General features: G+C 38.2%; 16 protein-coding genes. 11 read left to right on the top strand and 5 right to left on the bottom strand.

What is annotated here, in order from left to right; translation table 11 throughout:
• Nucleotides 1–156 precede the first annotated feature (156 nt).
• The gene (locus ABD000_RS06090; protein ID WP_343764873.1) at nt 157–1,602 is read left to right on the top strand and encodes a sodium:solute symporter; all 1,446 of its coding nucleotides are present in this window, start codon (nt 157–159) and stop codon (nt 1,600–1,602) included.
• Here the strand turns inward: ABD000_RS06090 and ABD000_RS06085 are convergent.
• Nucleotides 1,573–1,938, bottom strand: coding sequence for a CoA-binding protein (locus ABD000_RS06085; protein WP_343764872.1), 366 nt, complete (start codon nt 1,936–1,938; stop codon nt 1,573–1,575). The two genes, ABD000_RS06090 and ABD000_RS06085, sit on opposite strands and share 30 nt — an antisense overlap.
• A 527-nt stretch (nt 1,939–2,465) precedes the next feature.
• Complete coding sequence (locus tag ABD000_RS06080) at nt 2,466–3,473, bottom strand: 3-oxoacyl-ACP synthase III family protein (protein ID WP_343764870.1); 1,008 nt, start codon at nt 3,471–3,473, stop codon at nt 2,466–2,468.
• Nucleotides 3,474–3,675: 202 nt separating this feature from the next.
• Here ABD000_RS06080 and ABD000_RS06075 point away from each other — a divergent pair, with 202 nt between their 5' ends.
• Complete coding sequence (locus ABD000_RS06075; RefSeq protein ID WP_343764869.1) at nt 3,676–6,117, top strand: alpha/beta hydrolase family protein; 2,442 nt, start codon at nt 3,676–3,678, stop codon at nt 6,115–6,117.
• Between the two features lie 97 nt (nt 6,118–6,214).
• Here the strand turns inward: ABD000_RS06075 and ABD000_RS06070 are convergent, their stop codons facing one another.
• Both ABD000_RS06070 and ABD000_RS06065 read right to left on the bottom strand, forming a co-directional pair.
• Nucleotides 6,215–7,528, bottom strand: a complete 1,314-nt coding sequence (locus ABD000_RS06070; protein ID WP_343764867.1) for an ABC1 kinase family protein — start codon at nt 7,526–7,528, stop codon at nt 6,215–6,217.
• On the bottom strand, nt 7,528–8,196 hold the full coding sequence (locus ABD000_RS06065) for a TetR family transcriptional regulator C-terminal domain-containing protein (RefSeq protein ID WP_343764866.1): 669 nt from the start codon (nt 8,194–8,196) through the stop codon (nt 7,528–7,530). The genes ABD000_RS06070 and ABD000_RS06065 overlap by 1 nt, the downstream gene beginning before the upstream one ends.
• 174 nt (nt 8,197–8,370) lie before the next feature.
• Between ABD000_RS06065 and htpG the strand changes: the two genes are divergently transcribed.
• On the top strand, nt 8,371–10,257 hold the full coding sequence (gene htpG, locus ABD000_RS06060) for a molecular chaperone HtpG (RefSeq protein ID WP_343764865.1): 1,887 nt from the start codon (nt 8,371–8,373) through the stop codon (nt 10,255–10,257).
• A 132-nt stretch (nt 10,258–10,389) separates the two neighbouring features.
• Here the strand turns inward: htpG and ABD000_RS06055 are convergent, their stop codons facing one another.
• Nucleotides 10,390–10,848: an OmpH family outer membrane protein gene (locus ABD000_RS06055; protein ID WP_343764863.1), complete on the bottom strand. Its 459-nt coding sequence runs from the start codon at nt 10,846–10,848 to the stop codon at nt 10,390–10,392.
• Nucleotides 10,849–10,950: 102 nt separating this feature from the next.
• Here ABD000_RS06055 and ABD000_RS06050 point away from each other — a divergent pair, with 102 nt between their 5' ends.
• The 8 genes from ABD000_RS06050 to ABD000_RS06015 all read left to right on the top strand — a co-directional run bounded on the left by ABD000_RS06050 (nt 10,951) and on the right by ABD000_RS06015 (nt 19,116).
• Nucleotides 10,951–12,279: a hypothetical protein gene (locus ABD000_RS06050; protein WP_343764862.1), complete on the top strand. Its 1,329-nt coding sequence runs from the start codon at nt 10,951–10,953 to the stop codon at nt 12,277–12,279.
• Nucleotides 12,280–12,348: 69 nt separating this feature from the next.
• On the top strand, nt 12,349–14,295 hold the full coding sequence (thrS, locus tag ABD000_RS06045) for a threonine--tRNA ligase (protein ID WP_343764861.1): 1,947 nt from the start codon (nt 12,349–12,351) through the stop codon (nt 14,293–14,295).
• A gap of 84 nt (nt 14,296–14,379) precedes the next feature.
• Complete coding sequence (gene infC / locus ABD000_RS06040) at nt 14,380–14,892, top strand: translation initiation factor IF-3 (RefSeq protein WP_343765091.1); 513 nt, start codon at nt 14,380–14,382, stop codon at nt 14,890–14,892.
• A gap of 74 nt (nt 14,893–14,966) precedes the next feature.
• Nucleotides 14,967–15,164, top strand: coding sequence for a 50S ribosomal protein L35 (rpmI, locus tag ABD000_RS06035; protein ID WP_343764860.1), 198 nt, complete (start codon nt 14,967–14,969; stop codon nt 15,162–15,164).
• 103 nt (nt 15,165–15,267) lie between these two features.
• Complete coding sequence (rplT, locus tag ABD000_RS06030) at nt 15,268–15,612, top strand: 50S ribosomal protein L20 (protein ID WP_343764859.1); 345 nt, start codon at nt 15,268–15,270, stop codon at nt 15,610–15,612.
• Nucleotides 15,613–15,700: 88 nt separating this feature from the next.
• Complete coding sequence (locus ABD000_RS06025; protein WP_343764858.1) at nt 15,701–17,116, top strand: alpha-amylase family glycosyl hydrolase; 1,416 nt, start codon at nt 15,701–15,703, stop codon at nt 17,114–17,116.
• A gap of 49 nt (nt 17,117–17,165) precedes the next feature.
• Nucleotides 17,166–17,711, top strand: a complete 546-nt coding sequence (locus ABD000_RS06020; protein ID WP_343764857.1) for a hypothetical protein — start codon at nt 17,166–17,168, stop codon at nt 17,709–17,711.
• Nucleotides 17,704–19,116 carry a DUF5723 family protein gene (locus ABD000_RS06015; RefSeq protein ID WP_343764855.1) on the top strand — a complete coding sequence of 471 codons (1,413 nt, stop codon included), beginning with the start codon at nt 17,704–17,706 and terminating at the stop codon, nt 19,114–19,116. The genes ABD000_RS06020 and ABD000_RS06015 overlap by 8 nt, the downstream gene beginning before the upstream one ends.
• The last annotated feature ends 1 nt before the right edge of the window (nt 19,117 follow it).

Below are 19,117 nucleotides of genomic sequence, written 5' to 3'. Positions count from 1 at the left end.
AGATGGTAGATGGTAGATGGTAGATGGTAGATGGTAGATGGTAGATGGTAGATGGTAGATGGTAGATGGTAGAAAATTACGAACATATAATTTTCCTTTAACAGTAAAAAGTAAGGTATTCCTTGCGACTTAAAGCTAACAACTAACAGCTAAAAAATGACATCACTACAGATTATCCTTCTCATTCTTGGATACTTTAGTATACTGATTCTAATCTCTTTTCTTACCAATAAGGGAGGAAGTAATGCCGATTTTTTTACTGCAAAACGCCAGTCACCCTGGTATGTGGTTGCGTTTGGGATGATTGGGGCTTCGTTAAGCGGAGTGACCTTTATATCGGTTCCCGGTTGGATTGAGGCATCGCAGTTTAGTTACTTTCAGGTGGTGCTGGGCTATATCTTAGGGTACGCGGTGATTGGATTGATCTTGCTTCCCTTATACTATCGGCTTAATCTTACCTCTATCTACACCTATTTGCAGCAACGCTTTGGAGATTACACGTATAAGACAGGGGCTTCTTTTTTTCTTCTTTCGCGTGTGGTTGGGGCTAGTTTTCGGCTCTATTTAGTCGCTATTGTATTACAGAGTCTGGTGTTTGATGCGATGAACATTCCGTTTTGGGTCACAGTAACCATTACGATTTTATTGATTTGGCTTTATACCTTTAAAAGCGGAATTAAAACCATAGTTTGGACAGATACCCTACAAACCCTGTTCATGCTCATTGCGGTAGGGGTTTCCATCGTGTATGTTTCAGAAGATTTAGGTTTAAATGGAATGGCAATCATTCATTTTGTAGCTGATAGTGACTTATCCAAAACTTTTTTCTTTGAAGACTATAAGTCTGCCGACTACTTCTGGAAACAGTTCTTTAGCGGTGCCTTTATCGCAATCGTGATGACCGGATTGGATCAGGATATGATGCAAAAAAACCTGACCTGCAAAACCCTGAAAGACGCACAAAAGAACATGTTTTGGTTTACCATAGTACTCACGGTGGTTAATCTGGTTTTTCTCTCGCTTGGCGTTTTGCTTACGGTGTATGCAGAGCAAAACGGAATTGATGCTGTGCGCGATCAACTCTTCCCCACGATTGCTACTCAAAGTGATCTAGGGATTGGTATTGCGCTATTTTTTATTTTGGGATTGATCGCAGCTGCGTACTCCAGTGCAGATAGTGCGCTTACCTCACTCACCACCTCATTTAGCATCGATATTTTAGAGATTGAAAAACGCTATGCGCCTGAGCGGCAGGTGCGTATTCGAAAACAGATTCATATCCTATTTTCCATCGTTTTAATTCTTACCATTATCATCTTTAAATACGTCATTGCAGATGAGAGTGTGATTGCAAAACTATTTACGTACGCTGGCTACACCTACGGACCTTTATTAGGATTATATAGCTTTGGATTATTTACATCCTGGCAAGTAAGAGATAAATGGGTCCCATTGATTGCTATTCTTTCTCCTATACTATCGGGTATAATTACTGTGAACAGCGCAGCCTGGTTTGGATTTGAATTTGGATTTTTTGTTCTGGTACTTAACGGGGCATTAACCTTTCTAGGATTAATATTGGTCCATAGAAAGAAGGACTAGAGTACATGCCGCTTCTACAGCGATCCCATTTTTACCCAACATGTCGTAAAAAATTGGATTTTCGGTTCCAGGGTTAAAAATTACTCTGCGAGGTTTTAGCGAAATGATAAAGTCATAATAGTCCTGTTGGCGTTTGGGATTCAAATACAGAGTAACGGTATCAATATGATTAAATTCAGTAAAGGCCTTCGTATCTGTTTTAATGGGTATCCCGGCAACAACTCCTTCTTTTAAACCTAACGCATCAACATTCTGCCCATGTTTAACTAAGCGTTTGATTGCAATGTGTGAATACCTGGTAGGATTTAATGATGCACCGATGACTAACGTTCTCATAAATAGTTTAAATTATAAAATGACGTTAAAATGACATCTTATTGTAACAAATGTAAGAATAATGCGTCTATATAAATAGAGAGCTTGAGAACCTCTCTAGTAATGACCAATCTTTTCATAGTTGATGGTTAGTGTTATGAGTTGGTTATTATGAAATAAACCGTCCCCAATTTATTGGTGGACGGTTTTGTTTTTCATTTAAACCTCAAGGTTACTAAATTGTTAAATCGGCTTTTTATGTGCAACAAATTAGACAGTAATGCGTCTATTAACGTATAAGAAAGCATCTACGATTTTGAATTAGCCTTCAACCCACGAAAACTTTCTTTGAATATTGATCCCCTTCATCTTTTGAAGGGGATTTTTTTTACCACTTCATAATTGCACTTGCCTATTTAAATCCACTACCAAAAGCTGCTAGTACCACGGTGTCACCTTATTAATAAAAGAAATAAACGCAAAGTCCTTGTATTTTTTTCAAAGAAGCTAAAAAATACAAGGACAAGCACCCACAACGCCTGTGAGAACTACCACTTCATAATCGCACTCGCCCAGGTAAAGCCGCTACCAAAAGCCGCCAGTACCACGGTGTCACCTTCCTTAATTTTACCGTTCTCCCAGGCTTCTGTTAGAGCAATGGGAATGGATGCAGCGGTAGTGTTCCCGTAGTGTTGAATATTGTTATACACCTGGTCGTTACTTAATCCAAATTTCTTCTGAATGAACTGAGAAATACGCAGATTAGCCTGATGCGGAATCAACATATCAATATCACTCACCTGTAAATTGTTCGCTTTTAATCCTTCCTGAATCACTTCTGCAAAGCGGACTACCGCGTTTTTAAACACAAATTGTCCATTCATGTAGGGGTAATACGGGATATCTTCTTGTGGATTGTCTTCAATAATTTGAGGTACCCAATAGTTTGTACTTGGCCCTTTAAGCGAAAGCTCTAAAGCGTATTTACCCTCACTGTGCAGGTGAGTAGATAGAATTCCGCCTTCATTATCGTTGGCTCTGGTGACAACAGCAGCTCCTGCCCCATCTCCAAAAATGACAGATACACTTCTACCGCGCGTGGTGAAGTCTAATCCCCCACTGTGGTTTTCACTACCAATCACCAAGACATTTTTATACATGCCCGTTTTGATAAACTGATCTGCAACAGAGAGTGCATAGATGAATCCACTGCACTGGTTGCGTACATCTAATGCAGGACACGTAGCGATATCTAACATTTCTTGCACTTGCACGCCACACCCGGGGAAATAGTAATCTGGACTCAAAGTCGCAAAAACGATGAAATCAATATCATCTTTAGTAATACCTGCACGCTCAATTGCAATTCTCGCCGCTTTTACCCCCATAGTCGCGGTGGTATTCCCATCACCATCTTTTATATGTCGGCGCTCCTTGATCCCGGTACGTTCCTGGATCCAGGCATCATTGGTATCCATTCGCTTAGATAGATCATCGTTGGTGACAACATTTTCGGGAACATAACTTCCCATTCCGGCAATTTTAGAGGTATACATATGCGTAATTATAGATTTCGTAATTTTTTTTATTTCTACTGAATTTTCAGCAAAACAACGGGTCAATATACGGTAATCAATAGGGATCTAGAAAACTTTAGGGTTTCCTTTTGTATGCACGCATAGTAAATAAAGGGAGTAATTTTTAAGTTCTCACATAGATCGATTAACTTTAGGGATTACACCATTATCCTAACATACCATGAAAAAAAATTCTGTACTGCTTTTATTCCTCTTGGTAACATTATCCATTAGCGCACAAGAAAATCTGACCTATCAAAAACCCTCTAAAGAAATCCTGGCACTGGTTGATGTCCCTTTGGCTCCCACTACGCTTGTTGACAGCAAAGGAGAAATGATGATTTTTCTCTATAGAGATGCTTATAAATCTATTGCAGAATTGAGCGAAGAAGAATTGCGTCTTGGCGGATTGCGTGTAAATCCTAAAACCAATATCGGCAGTCGCAACACCTACTACACCAATGTTAAAATTAAGAACGTAAAGGATAAAGAGGCTAAAACGGTAAGTGGATTACCCGTAAACCCAAGGTTGGCTAATTTTAGTTGGTCGCCCAATGAAGAAAAAGTAGCACTAACCAATACAACCGATCAGGGCGTGGAGCTTTGGATACTAGACGTTAAAAATGCAAGCGTTACAAGAATAGAGACTCCATTTCTTAATGCCAATATGGGTAACCCTATCGATTGGTTTAAGGATAATACAGCCGTATTGATTAAAACGGTATCAAAAGATGTAAAGCCCTTGATTGACACTAAAACATCAGTACCAACAGGCCCAACCATTACGACAAGCGATGGTAAAAAGGCTCAAAACAGGACGTATCAGGATTTGCTCAAAAATCCTAATGACGAACATAATTTTAAGCAGTTGGCTTTGGCTGAGTTGATGAAAGTATCTCTAGACGGGAAAACAAGCTTATGGAAAGAAGCTGCCATGTATCGCGGAATTGATTTTTCGCCTGATGGTAATTACGTGATGGTCACCACCATTCACACACCATTTTCTTATTTGGTTCCATACCGCAGATTCCCCAGTACCACAACAATCTATGACAAAGACGGTAATATGGTCAGCGAAGTCCTAAATGTACCTTTGATTGAAGATTTACCTAAAGGTTTTATGGCAGAACGCGAAGGTAGACGAGACATGAGCTGGCGTAACGATCGCCCAGCTACCTTAATTTACGTGGAAGCTTTAGATGGTGGAGATCCCGCCAATGAAGTGGCTTACAGGGATGAAGTGTTTATGCTTGAAGCTCCTTTTAACGGTGATGGCTTATCCTTTTTAAAAACCAAACATCGTTTTTCTGGCATCACCTGGGGTGACGATACTCATGCGATTGCCAGAGATTACTGGTGGAATACCCGAAACACCAAAACCTATTTGTTTAATCCTTCGGATTCATCAAAGGAAGCTAAGATTATTACAGACCGTAATTACCAGGATCGCTATAGTGACCCGGGAAGGTTTGTCACCACAAAGAATAATTTTGGAGAACAAGTTCTCTCCTTGCATAACAACGCAGTCTATTTAATGGGCGAAGGTTTTACGAAAGAGGGTCAATTCCCGTTTGTAGATAAGATGAATTTAACTTCTCTCAAGACTACACGAATTTACACCTCACCCTATAAAGCCAAAAAGGAGTCATTAATTAAAGGGCTTGATATGAAAAAGGGAAGCATTCTTACTCGTGTAGAATCTGCGGTAGACTATCCTAATTATTATATCAGAAATTTTAAGCGGAAGAGTAAACCTATACAAATAAGCTTTTTTGATAATCCATTTAAAGCCTTAGAAAATGTTTCAAAAGAAGTAATTACCTATCAACGTGAGGATGGTTTAACCTTAAATGGCACCTTATACTTGCCTGAAGGGTACAACAAAACAGACAAACTACCTATGATTATGTGGGCGTACCCGCGTGAATACAAGGATAAGAACAGTGCGGGTCAAAATACCTCTAATCCCAATTCATTTACCTATCCCTATTATGGATCGCCTATATATTGGGTTACTAAAGGATATGCGGTGTTAGACAATGCTGCATTTCCAATCGTAGGTGAGGGAGATGAGCAACCAAACGATAGCTTTAGAAGTCAGTTAGTCGCTAATGCCAAAGCGGCCATTGATGCAGTAGATAAACTGGGCTATGTTGACCGGGAGCGGGTTGCAGTCGGTGGTCATAGCTATGGTGCTTTTATGACGGCAAATCTACTGTCGCATTCTAATTTATTTGCTGCGGGTATCGCTCGTAGTGGTGCATATAATAGAACCTTAACCCCATTTGGCTTTCAAAGTGAAGAGCGCAGTTATTGGGAAGCTCCAGAGGTATATTATACCATGTCACCCTTTATGCACGCCGATAAAATGAAAACGCCTTTGCTGCTTATTCATGGTGAAGCCGATAATAATTCCGGGACCTATCCCCTTCAAAGTGAACGTTATTTTAATGCATTAAAAGGACTTGGTGCAACTGCCCGCTTGGTCATGTTGCCTAAAGAGAGTCATGGGTATCGTGCGAAAGAATCTGTACTGCACGTATTGTGGGAGCAAGATCAATGGCTGGAGCAATATGTGAAAAACAAAGACACTTCTACTTTAGAAAAAGAAGGAACGCGCTAGAGCATTACCATAAAAAACCCTCCCTGAAACCAGGGAGGGAATTTTCGAAAAGCATGCCAACCACAACACGCTTTTCTTTCAACCTAACCAATCTAACTTAATTCTCTAAATACTTTTTATAGTGATTGATGTCTACAGTCGCCTTTAAATCATGCAATAAATTGTACAACCCAAAAAAGGTTCTGTTGATATAAATAAAATGACGGCTACCTCTATTTCCATTCATTTTTCTCAATTGATCATCGCTGCTATACTTTTCACTCAGCGCGGTAATTTGCCCCCAAAACTCCGGGTCTGAAAAGTCAAACTCCTGTTCATGAAAGGGCTGTGTAAATAAACTAAGCATTTCTCTAAACAACGCCGTGAAATAAGCCACCTCATCATCTGTATCGTCATCGCGTAAAATTTCTAACTCTCTTAATTTGAGCTGAAAAATTTCTATATCACTAATATTCTCTGGAGTGCTCAATTCAAAATAAGGAATGTAAAATTCGTCTGGTACTTGTTTAATACATCCAAAGTCGATGGCGATAAGTTCATGCGCTTCATTGATCAAGAAATTACCGGGATGTGGATCTGCATGCACCATTTTTAGACCGTGCATTTGATACATGTAAAAATCCCACAAGGTTTGACCCAGTTTATTTCCGGTTTCCTGATCAAAATCTGTTTTAGCAAATTCACTTAGATGCAAACCCTGCATCCAATCCATGGTAATGATGCGTTCACTACTTAGTTCTTTGTAATAATTTGGAAATTTTAGAGTAGGTATTTTACTACAGGCTTCGCTAATTGCAATGCTTTGTTCTACCTCTAAGCGATAATCTGTCTCTTCTAACAACTTATCTTCTACCTCATCAAAATATTTATCTGCATCCTTACCCTTTAGATTGAACATGCGGTATGCGATAGGCTTTACCATCGCCAAATCACTAGAGATACTATTTGCGACTCCGGGATATTGAATTTTCACAGCAAGTTTTTTCCCATCTAATGTGGCTTGATGTACCTGACCGATACTGGCCGCATTAATAGATTGAGTCGCAAACGTATCAAAAATCTCTTCGGGATATTTCCCGTGGTATTGTTTAAATGTTTTTCGCACCAAGGGCGCAGATAAAGGCGGCACACTAAATTGCGCCAAGCTAAATTTCTCTACATAGGCTTGTGGCAACAAGCTCTTTTCCATGGAAAGCATTTGAGCCACCTTAAGCGCACTTCCTTTTAAGTTTTTGAGTCCGTCGTAAATATCGGCTGCATTATCTTCATTTAATTGCTCCTTATCTAAGGACGGATTAATGGCTTTTTTGCCATAATACTTTAAATAGTTGCCACCGATTTTTACGCCGGTTTTCACCATTTCTGTTGTTCTGCCCAGTTTACTGGTTGGTATTTTGTCAATACTTTTCATTAATGACGGGCTTCTTTATATAAAAATTTTCCAAAATCAATGACACGCTCCAAAGGTGTATTGTCAAACACGTCAAATATGGTATTGACCGATTTTTCAATCGCCATGTCAGTCTTTTCAAAATTAGCAGAATTGTCATTACGCCAAAAATTGATCAAAAATAGAAGTTGTACCCAGGCAGCTTCGGCATAAATCGTTTCACTGCGCTGTAATACTCTAAATTGCTTTTCATCATTATCATCCTCAATCAGCTCTTTAGCAAAAGCACGCATGTGTTTGCGCAATCCTTTAAGCTGATCCATGTTTTTAAGCTGATTGTTATGTTGTTCTAAGGTGAACAAAACATAGCTTCGGTTTGCCGTAAGGTTTTCAAAAAAGGTGTAAAATAACGTCAACATCTTCTCACGACTGGAGTAGGTTTCTACCTCAGGCGACTTATGCATCAGGGTAATGCTGTTTTCAAAAAACATATTCCAGATTTCCTTCCGCAGGGAGGTAAAACTTCCGAAGAACTGATAAAAATCCTGCTCTTCTACCTTATGCTCCTTACAAAACTTATAAATGGTTTTGGGCTCCATTTCATGCTCAAGCACATAATCCATATACATGCTTACAAATTGTTCTTTGGTAGGCGCCTTCTTTTTTGTGGTTGTCTTCTTTGCTGTCATACTTCAAAAATACAAAACTGTTTAATGTTTGGTTCAAAACTTTAAACAAAACATTTGTTAAACTTTACTGTGTCAGTTTGTCAGATTACCCGGAGTGGTATTTTTTTTGACTTGCTATAGAAAAATAAGTAGAATCATTTTTTCGCTTACGCGGAAAATTACAACACATAACATATGGCAACAGGAACTATTAATGTATCTGTAGAAAACATCTTCCCACTTATCAAGAAATTCTTGTATAGTGATCATGAGATTTTTCTACGTGAGCTAATTTCTAACGCGACCGATGCTACGCTAAAGCTGAAGCATCTTGCAAACATTGGTGAAGCTAAAGTTGAATTAGACAACCCAATGATTGAAGTAAAGATCGACAAGGAAAACAAAACACTTCACATCATCGATCAGGGACTGGGGATGACTCAAGATGAAGTTGAAAAATACATCAACCAAGTAGCCTTCTCTGGTGCGGAAGAATTTTTAGAAAAGTATAAAGACTCTGCTAAAGATAGCGGAATCATAGGGCACTTTGGTCTTGGTTTTTACTCTGCCTTTATGGTAGCCGATAAAGTAGAGATCAAAACTAAATCGTATAAAGACGAATCGGCCGCTCATTGGATTTGTGAAGGTACGACTGAGTTCACCTTAACGGAAGGTGAAAAAGAGACCCGCGGTACAGAAATCATTCTTCATATCAATGAGGATGAAAAAGAGTTTTTAGAAGAGCATAAGATTCGTGAGCTTTTAACCAAGTACAACAAATTTATGCCGGTGCCGATCAAGTTTGGTACTAAAACAGAAACATTGCCTAAGCCTGAAGGTGCCAAAGAAGAGGATCCTGCTCCTACTCAGGAAGTAGATAATATCATTAACAATCCAAACCCGGCGTGGACTAAAAAACCGGCAGATTTAGAAGATGAAGATTACAAAAGCTTTTACCGTGAATTGTATCCTATGCAATTTGAGGAGCCGCTTTTCAACATTCACCTCAACGTAGACTATCCATTCAATCTTACGGGGATTTTATATTTCCCTAAACTGGGGCATGATATGGCGATGCAAAAAGATCGTATTCAGCTCTATCAAAATCAGGTGTTCGTTACTGATAATGTAGAAGGAATCGTACCCGAATTCTTAACCATGTTACGCGGAGTCATCGACTCACCGGATATTCCTTTAAATGTATCCCGTAGTTATTTACAGGCTGATGGTGCGGTGAAAAAGATCTCTAATTACATCACGAAAAAAGTAGCAGATAAATTAAAGTCACTCTTCAATAATAACCGCGAGGACTTTGAGCAAAAGTGGGATGATATAAAAATGGTGATTGAGTACGGTATGCTGACCGAAGATAAATTCTTTGAAAAGGCAGATCATTTTGCACTTTATCCAACCGTAAATGATACCTACCAAACCTTTGGTGAATTGACCGATAAGATCAAAGATGCCCAGACCGATAAAGATGGCAAAATGGTCATTTTATACGCCTCAAACAAAGATGAGCAACATCCTTACATCCAGGCAGCGAAGAAAAAAGGCTATGAGGTACTGCTGTTAGATTCACCTATTGTGTCTCATTTGCTTCAAAAGCTGGAGACTAGTAAGGAGAACATTCAGTTTGTACGAGTAGACTCTGATCATATTGATAATTTGATCAAGAAAGACGAAGAGCAGATATCTAAGCTGAGTGATGACGAAAAGAAAGCTGTGCAGGAATCGTTTGAAAAAGTGGTGCCTACAGAAAAGTACACCATTCAATTAGAAGCCATGGACAGTGATGCAGCTCCGCTGATTATCACCCAACCAGAGTTCATGCGGCGTATGAAGGAGATGCAGGCAACCGGTGGCGGCGGAATGTTTGGTATGGGCAATATGCCAGAGATATACAATTTGGTCGTTAATACCAATCACGAACTGATTGGTACAATTCTCAATACCAAAACAGACAAAAAGAAAGAGCGTCTGATCAAGCAATCCTTAGACTTAGCACGCCTATCTCAAAACCTGCTTAAAGGTGAAGAGCTTACAAATTTTATCAGTAGAAGCTTTGAGATGATCAAGTAATCCTGAACTTGTTTCAGGATCTTACTCTACATAAGACAAGTTATTCATTGCTTGACAATCAAAAATCCCATTCGCATTGAGCAAATGGGATTTTTTGGTTCTAATATGAAGTCTTTCATAAAGCTGTTCATACTAATCTTCTAAAGTTAGTCTTTGAATAACATCTTGAGTTATATCCTGATCTGGACTTGTATAGTAGAGATGAGCTCCATGATTAATGACTTGGGTAATCCCTCTTTCATCAATTAATTGGCGAACAACTTTTTCAATTTTATCGTGAATAGGCTGCATAATATTTTCTCGTTTAGCCTCTACTAATGTTAAATGTTCAATCATTTGTACCGTAAGCTCCATCTTGAGCTTTTTTTGTTCACGTTCTAACACCTTGTCTATATCTTCCTTCAAATCATCGTGATAATTCTCATTGATTTTAGCAATCATGTTTTCAAAATCGGTTGTCCTTTGTTCGGTTTTTTTGGAAAGTTGATTTCTATACTGTTCGATATCGAGATTCACTTTATTTATATCGATAAGCGCAGCGATGACTGCATTCATATCGATAGTTACTATGTAAGATTTGGATGAACTCATGCCTATGGAATTAATTAATGAACAATATATTCATAATTTATTTCTTCGTTCACTGTATCATTTCAATAAAAACTACACTAATATTGTGTAAACTAGTGCTTCATGGAACAGAATTACAAAAGTGAAAAGTTTAAAAAGTGGTTGGATAATCTCCAACAAGAAAGCTGGCAGCTGGAACTTATTATTTCTGGTTTCGCGATTTTTGGATTGTTTGAAATTCATGATCAAATACCCGTATTAACCCAAAAATGGTTTGATAAATCAGATTCTACTGTATTTCAAGTTTTGATTAGTAATTTTTATACAGTAGCATTAATATCATGGTATATCTTAACCACCAGCCTATTGGTTCATTTGGTTTTAAGGGGTTTATGGATTGGCGCATTAGGTCTAAGGTATGTTAGTGGGGATATTGATTTTACGTCGCTTAATTATAATGATAAGTTCACAAATTATTTAAAAAAGCGAATAGGTTCGTATGATAAGTATATATCTATACTAGAGGATTATTGCAGCCTCTTATTTGCACTAAGCTTTCTATTAATCTTTATATTTATATCCTTTTTCACTTTATTAATAATACCTTCTCTTTTCATTGCTATCACGACAAACGTACTTGCTAAAAATGTGTTGAATTTTGTGATCGCGCCCATAATAGTAACCTATTTTCTTCTGGGCTTGTTTATTTTAATTGACTTTTTAGGTAATGGGATTTTGAAAAAAAAACATTTTATTTCTAAAATTTACTTCCCCATATATAAATTATTCTCGTACATATCGCTTTCATTTATATATCGACCCCTACTCTATAATTTTTTAGACTTTAAATCTGGAAGAAAAATTCTTATAGGTGTATTGTTAGCTTTTATATTGGTGGTTGTTGCAGGTACAACGTACATCAACGAATCAGATTATATAGTGGGTAATATGTCTACGCAAGATGAATATGCCAATAATGCAAATTATTTAGATCAATTAAAGACCGAAAGAGATTTAGTTAGTAAGGCTGCTATAAATTCAAAAGTAATAACCAATCCGTATTTAGAGCTATTTATAAACTATAACAGAGATATTGAAGATCAATTATTTTTAAAAAATAAATTTCTTAAAAGATCTGGAAAGAAAGGAATGAATTCTAGTATTCACATTACTTTCAATGCAAAATCTATAGAATCCCCAGATTCTATTCCCTCACTTAAGAGATACCTTCAAGAATTCGAGAATTTAATTACTACTACAATAGATAATGATACCATCTATGGAGATTTCGTTGTAACCAATAAAAATAATGAACAACTAGGTTATGAAACATTTTTGGACATATCCACTATTAATAAAGGGAAACACATTCTAAATATTACTTACCGTAATTCTGATAGCACACACAAAACCATTGCAAAAATCCCTTTTTGGTACTATCCAGACAACTAAACTTTCTCATTTATAGGAGTTGTTGTGGTAAATTATTCGGGTTATCTTTGCCCCCTAATTTTTTGAGATATGATCCACATCACCCTACCGGATGGTAGCGTAAAGCAATTTGAGGCCGGAGTAACACCTATGGAGGTCGCTAAGAGCATTAGCGAAGGTCTGGCGCGCAACGTCATTAGTGCAAGATTTAATGGTGAAACCGTTGAAACCGTCACTCCGCTTACCACAGATGGATCATTAGTGCTCTACACCTTTAGAGACGATGAGGGTAAAAAGGCCTTTTGGCATAGCTCATCGCACGTGATGGCACAAGCTATACAAGAATTATATCCCGGGAGTAAGCTCACCATTGGACCAGCTATTGACAATGGATTTTACTACGATGTAGATTTTGGTGAGCATGCGATTTCAGAAAATGACTTTAAAAAGATTGAAGATAAAATGCTTGAGATCGCGCGGGGTAAACACGACTTTAGCATGCGATCAGCGACTAAAAAAGAAGCATTAGAACTGTATAAAAAAGAGAATAATCCATTTAAGGTAGAGCTGATTGAAAATCTGGAAGATGGAACCATTACCTTTTGTGATCATGATACCTTTACAGACCTCTGTCGCGGTGGACATATCCCAAACACCGGAATCATAAAGGCCGTCAAGTTGATGAATGTTGCGGGTGCCTATTGGCGTGGTGATGAGAATAATCCGCAGCTTACGCGTATTTACGGGATCTCCTTCCCCAAGCAAAAAGACCTTAAAGAATACCTGGAACTGTTGGAAGAAGCCAAAAAGCGAGATCACAGAAAGTTAGGCAAAGAATTAGAACTATTTACTTTTTCATCTAAGGTTGGCCAGGGTCTCCCACTTTGGTTACCAAAGGGTGCCGCATTAAGAAGTAGACTAGAAGATTTCTTAAAGAAGGCGCAACAAAAAGCCGGCTATGAAATGGTGATTTCACCGCATATTGGCTCCAAAGAATTATATGTAACCTCTGGTCACTATGCTAAATATGGCGAGGATAGTTTTCAAGCCATTAAAACTCCAAACGAAGGCGAAGAGTTTATGCTCAAGCCAATGAACTGCCCGCATCACTGCGAAATGTACAATAGCAAGCCCTGGTCCTACCGTGACTTGCCTAAGCGTTTTGCAGAATTTGGCACCGTTTATAGATACGAACAAAGTGGAGAATTACATGGTTTATCACGTGTTCGTGGATTTACTCAGGATGACGCGCATATTTTCTGTACGCCGGATCAGCTGGATGCCGAATTTAAAAACGTGATTGACCTGGTGATGTATGTCTTCGGAAACTTAGGTTTTGAAGACTTTACCACACAAGTATCCATTCGGGATCCAAAAAAACCTGAAAAATACATTGGTGATGTCGAGAATTGGGAAAAAGCCGAAAATGCCATCATTTCCGCAGCAAAAGACAAAGGATTAAACTATGTGATTGAAGAAGGTGAGGCGGCATTCTATGGTCCTAAGCTGGACTTTATGGTAAAAGATGCCTTGGGCCGAAGCTGGCAATTAGGAACCATACAAGTAGATTATAACCTACCTGAACGATTTGAACTAAGCTACACGGGAGCTGACAATGAGTCACACCGCCCTGTCATGATTCACCGTGCACCTTTTGGAAGTATGGAACGTTTTGTGGCCATTTTATTGGAACATACGGGTGGGAATCTTCCGCTATGGCTCATGCCTGATCAAGCGATTGTACTCTCTCTTAGCGAGAAATATGAGAATTACGCTAAAAAAGTTTCAAATGTGCTTGAAAATCACGAAATTCGCGCCCTTGCGGATCATCGAAGTGAGACCATGGGTAAGAAAATACGGGAAGCAGAAATAAATAAAATCCCGTATATGTTGATTGTAGGTGAGACAGAAGAGCAAAACGGTACAGTTAGTGTACGTAAACATGGAGGAGAGGATTTAGGAGAAATGAGTGGTGAAGCTTTTGCTAAGCTCATTCACGACGAAGTTCAATCCACTGTTAAACAATTTAATCATTAACGTTTTCCGCGTAAGCGAAAAACCATTTAAAAAATATACGCCATAGCAATACGAAGAAGAAGGTTTAGAGGACCTCAAAGAATTATCAAAGAAGATCAACACAAAATCAACGAAAAGATACGTGTTGACAAAGTACGCCTAGTTGGAGAGAATGTAGAAGTAGGAATTTACCCTACTAGAAAAGCATTGGAAATCGCTAAGGAACAAGAACTTGACTTAGTGGAAATTTCACCTAAGGCAGATCCCCCTGTAGCAAAGATTATTGACTATAAAAAGTTTCTGTACGAACAAAAGAAACGTGAAAAGGTCATGAAATCTAAAGCCACTAAGGTTATCATCAAAGAAATTCGATTTGGCCCAAACACAGATGATCATGATTATGAATTCAAAAAAAATCATGGAATCAAATTCTTACAAGATGGTGCCAAATTAAAAGCATACGTATTCTTCAAAGGAAGATCGATCGTGTTTAAAGATCAAGGTGAGATTTTATTGCTGCGTTTAGCACAGGATCTTGAAGAGTATGGTAAAGTAGAACAAATGCCAAAGTTGGAAGGTAAACGTATGATAATGTTTATCGCGCCAAAAAAGAAATAAATATACCGGTCACTGAGCTTGTCGAAGTGACTCATAAAAAGAATAGTAGCGATAATTAGATAAATAAAAAGCAAATGCCAAAGATGAAAACAAAATCCAGTGCTAAAAAGCGTTTTAAGCTTACGGGCACCGGTAAAATCAAAAGAAAGCATGCTTTTAAGAGCCACATCTTGACGAAAAAGTCAAAGAAACGTAAGCTTATGCTTACGCATGACACGTTGGTTCATAAAGCAGACGAAAACAACATTAAACTTCAATTACGCCTTAAGTAATCGTTGTTTAACGGTAGTATTAAATGATTAACCCTGGAGTTAGGCACATAAAGAATTTGATACATAATATTAAATCGCCTACTACAAAAACAATTAAACAGAAATGCCAAGATCAGTAAACGCAGTAGCTTCAAGAGCCAGAAGAAAAAAGGTAATGAAGCAAGCAAAAGGTTACTTTGGACGTCGTAAAAACGTTTGGACAGTAGCCAAAAACGCGGTTGAAAAAGCAATGAGTTATGCTTATAGAGACCGAAGAAATAAAAAGAGAACTTTTCGTGCACTATGGATTACCCGTATCAATGCAGGTGCCAGACAACACGGGATGTCTTACTCACAATTTATGGGCAAGGTAAAAGCGAATAATATCGAACTAAACCGTAAGGTGTTAGCAGATTTAGCCATGAACCACCCTGAAGCGTTCAAAGCAATTGTAGATAAGGTAAAATAAATATAACTTATTATCGCACTATAAAACTCCTCTCGGCAACGTGGGGAGTTTTTTTATTAAGCTTTATTATCTTGTACAAAAATTATTCATGTATCATTTTCGCTACACCTTTAATGTCTGTTTTTGTGCGTTACTTCTAGTCTCATGTACTAATGAAAACGACTCTTCAAAGAAAACAACCACTCAAAAAGACAATTTGGATCAACATCAGCCCAAGGAATATGTAGAAATTACACACCCTATATGGACTAAGAACGCCACGATTTATGAGGTCAACATCAGGCAGTATACTCCGCAAGGTACCTTTAAAGCTTTCGCGGAACACTTGCCGCGTCTTAAAAAAATGGGGGTCGATATCATTTGGCTTATGCCTATCCATCCCATAGGGGTAAAAAACCGAAAGGGTTCCATGGGGAGTTACTACTCGGTAAAAGACTACTACGGCGTAAATGAAGAATTTGGCACCATGGCTGATTTTAAACAACTGGTCAGTACCATTCACGACATGGGCATGTATGTAATCATAGATTGGGTTGCCAATCATACGGCTTGGGATAATGAGCTGGTTAAACAACATCCTGATTGGTATCTCAAAAATGACGAAAATAACTTTCAATCCACTCCATGGCGGGATTACGATGACATCATCGATTTTGACTACAGTCAACCGGCATTACGCCAATACATGACTGATGCACTCGCCTATTGGGTAAAAGAAACAAATATCGATGGGTATCGTTGTGATATTGCTAGTTTTGTGCCTATTGAATTTTGGGAAAACGCCCGTAAAGAATTGGATAAGATAAAACCTGTTTTTATGTTGGCCGAAGCTGAAGACCGTGACTTGCACAAACGCGCATTTGATATGACCTACGCCTGGGAACTTTGGAACCACTTGCATGCAATTACTACCCAGGGAAAATCGGTCGATGGATTAACGGGAGGATACATCGCTGAACATGTGAGTATTTGGCCGCGCAATGCATACCGTATGAATTTTATCGATAACCATGATAAAAACTCCTGGGAAGGCAACCAGTATAAAAACTTTGGCAAAGGTATAGAAGCCGCTATAGTACTCACCGCAACTCTAGAAGGAATGCCATTGGTGTATAGCGGTCAGGAGGCAGGCTTAGATCGATCGCTCAAGTTTTTTGATAAAGACCCCATTATATGGCAAGATCATCCTGTAGGCGAATTATACACTAAACTATTTGCGCTCAAACATCAACATAAAGCCCTGTGGAATGGTAAGTACGGCGGAGTTATGAAACGTATTAAAAATGATAAAATGGATAAGATTGTATCATTTTATCGGGAAATGGAGAGTGATACCGTGATTACATTGGTAAACCTTAGTGATTCAAAAGTCAATGTAATTTTAAAAAATAAATCAATTCAAGGAGTGTATACTAATATTTTTGAGCATCGAAACGATACAATTTCAACACAGCGTCCTATGGAAATAAAGCCCTGGGGATTTAAGGTGCTTTCAAATCAGTGATTAAGCATAGTAACAGCAATATAAAAGCGCTAAAACCGTTTTAAAATAAATGAAACTCAACACGATTTACAGCTACTTTTGTCTAATTACGATCTTATGTGTAAGCTGCGTTGAGGATATTGATTTAAATCAAACAGAAGATATTGTACTATCCCCAGTTGTAGAATTAGATCTTATTTTTTTTAATCTTGATGAAACTGATCTGCTGGATCAAGACACAGGAACAGTCTTTAGCGCTATTCAAGATACAACGAGATTGGAATTTTTAGACGATTCTTTTATACGCGATAATCTCATTCGAGTTGATCTAGTCTTTGAATTTGAGAATTCGTTTAACCAATCTTTTAGCGGGGAAGCAGTTTTTTTAAACGAATCAAATGATCCTCAATATACTATTCCTATTGAAGTAGCAAGTTCGCAAGGAAATACAGAATCTACAATAATAACTCAAACGCTAACACAAGAAGATATACTTCTTCTCAACAATTCAAATCAATTAGCTATTTCTTTACAATTGAATGAAAATGGTGCGCCGGTTTTAGGTGCAATAGCCTTACAAAGCAAAGCCACTTATTATCTAGTTTTTAATGAGTAGGTATCTTTTATTTAGTTGTATTTTTTTTACCCAACTGTTTTTTGGGCAACATAAACCTCAGTTTTTAGACAAACGTGATCTGCCACAGTCCCTAATGCTCAATCCGGGAGCTGCTGTAGAATTTGATAAACATATAGGAATTCCTTTTTTATCAGGATTTTCGATCACCGGGGGTTCTTCAGAATTAAGTGTATACGATATTTTTCAAGAAGGTGGAGATATCAATCAGCGCGTAAGAGATGCTATTTTCACTCTTTCTGATCGGGATTTTTTCTCACTCAATCAGCAATTAGAAGCGATATCATTTGGTTGGCGAGGAACTGACAGTGGAAATTATTATTCTGCAGGAGTCTACCAAGAATTAGATGTCATGAGCTATTTTCCGAAGGATCTAGCTCTTTTAGCCTATGAAGGAAACGCAAATTATATTGATGTTCCATTTGATTTATCACACCTATCTACAGCGGCAGAACTCTTAACGATATATCACGTTGGGATCAATAAAAAAATCAAACCAGACCTACAGATTGGCGGACGGGCAAAGTTATACTCTAGCATTGCCAACCTCAACAGTACAGGTAATGAGGGTACATTCATTACGCGCACCACACCTGATGGACCCAACTTCTATAGACACGAAATCAATAATGCAGATGTTGCCGTAAATACTTCTGGGATTTATTCACTCACCGAGGAAAGCACTAACAGGACTACCCAGACCTTAACCAGAGCTTTTTTAAGTAGAAACTTAGGTGTTGGAATTGATCTGGGAGCAACTTATTTTGTAACTAATCGATTAGCTGTTTCTGCAAGTTTGCTGGATATAGGATTTGTAGCGCATTTAAATGATATAAGAAATTATCGGCTTTCAGGAGATTATACTTTTGACGGTATCGAATTCCAATTCCCCTCATTATTAGACGGTGTCGAACCTACTGATTACTGGGAAAACCTAGAAAGTAGTTTTGAAGAAGATGTCCCCTTTCAAGATGAACTGGAAGATACATACGTCACTTGGAGACCTGTGAAATTTAATGCTACAGGAAGCTATGGTTTTGGTAGTAAACGACCTGATTTTTGCGACTGCACGCAAACTAAAACTAAAAAGTTTAAGAACTATATTGGACTACAGGCATACGCAATAAAACGACCTAAAGGAATACAGGCAGCAACTACCGTCTATTTAGATAAAGAATGGGGGAAACTGTTGTCCACACGATTCACTTATACCGTTAATTCATTTTCAGCTACTAATCTTGGAGCATTATTTTCTATGAACTTGGGTAATTTTAATATGTACCTAGCGGCAGATAACATCTTATCCTATGAAAATCTCGCTGAAAGCACGCATGCCTCTATACAACTGGGCATGCAGATCGTAGTAGATAACATTTTTCAAGAATAGA

The organism is Gangjinia marincola, assembly GCF_039523415.1.
Taxonomy (GTDB): domain Bacteria; phylum Bacteroidota; class Bacteroidia; order Flavobacteriales; family Flavobacteriaceae; genus Gangjinia; species Gangjinia marincola.
This window is presented reverse-complemented; position numbering and strand designations above follow the sequence as displayed.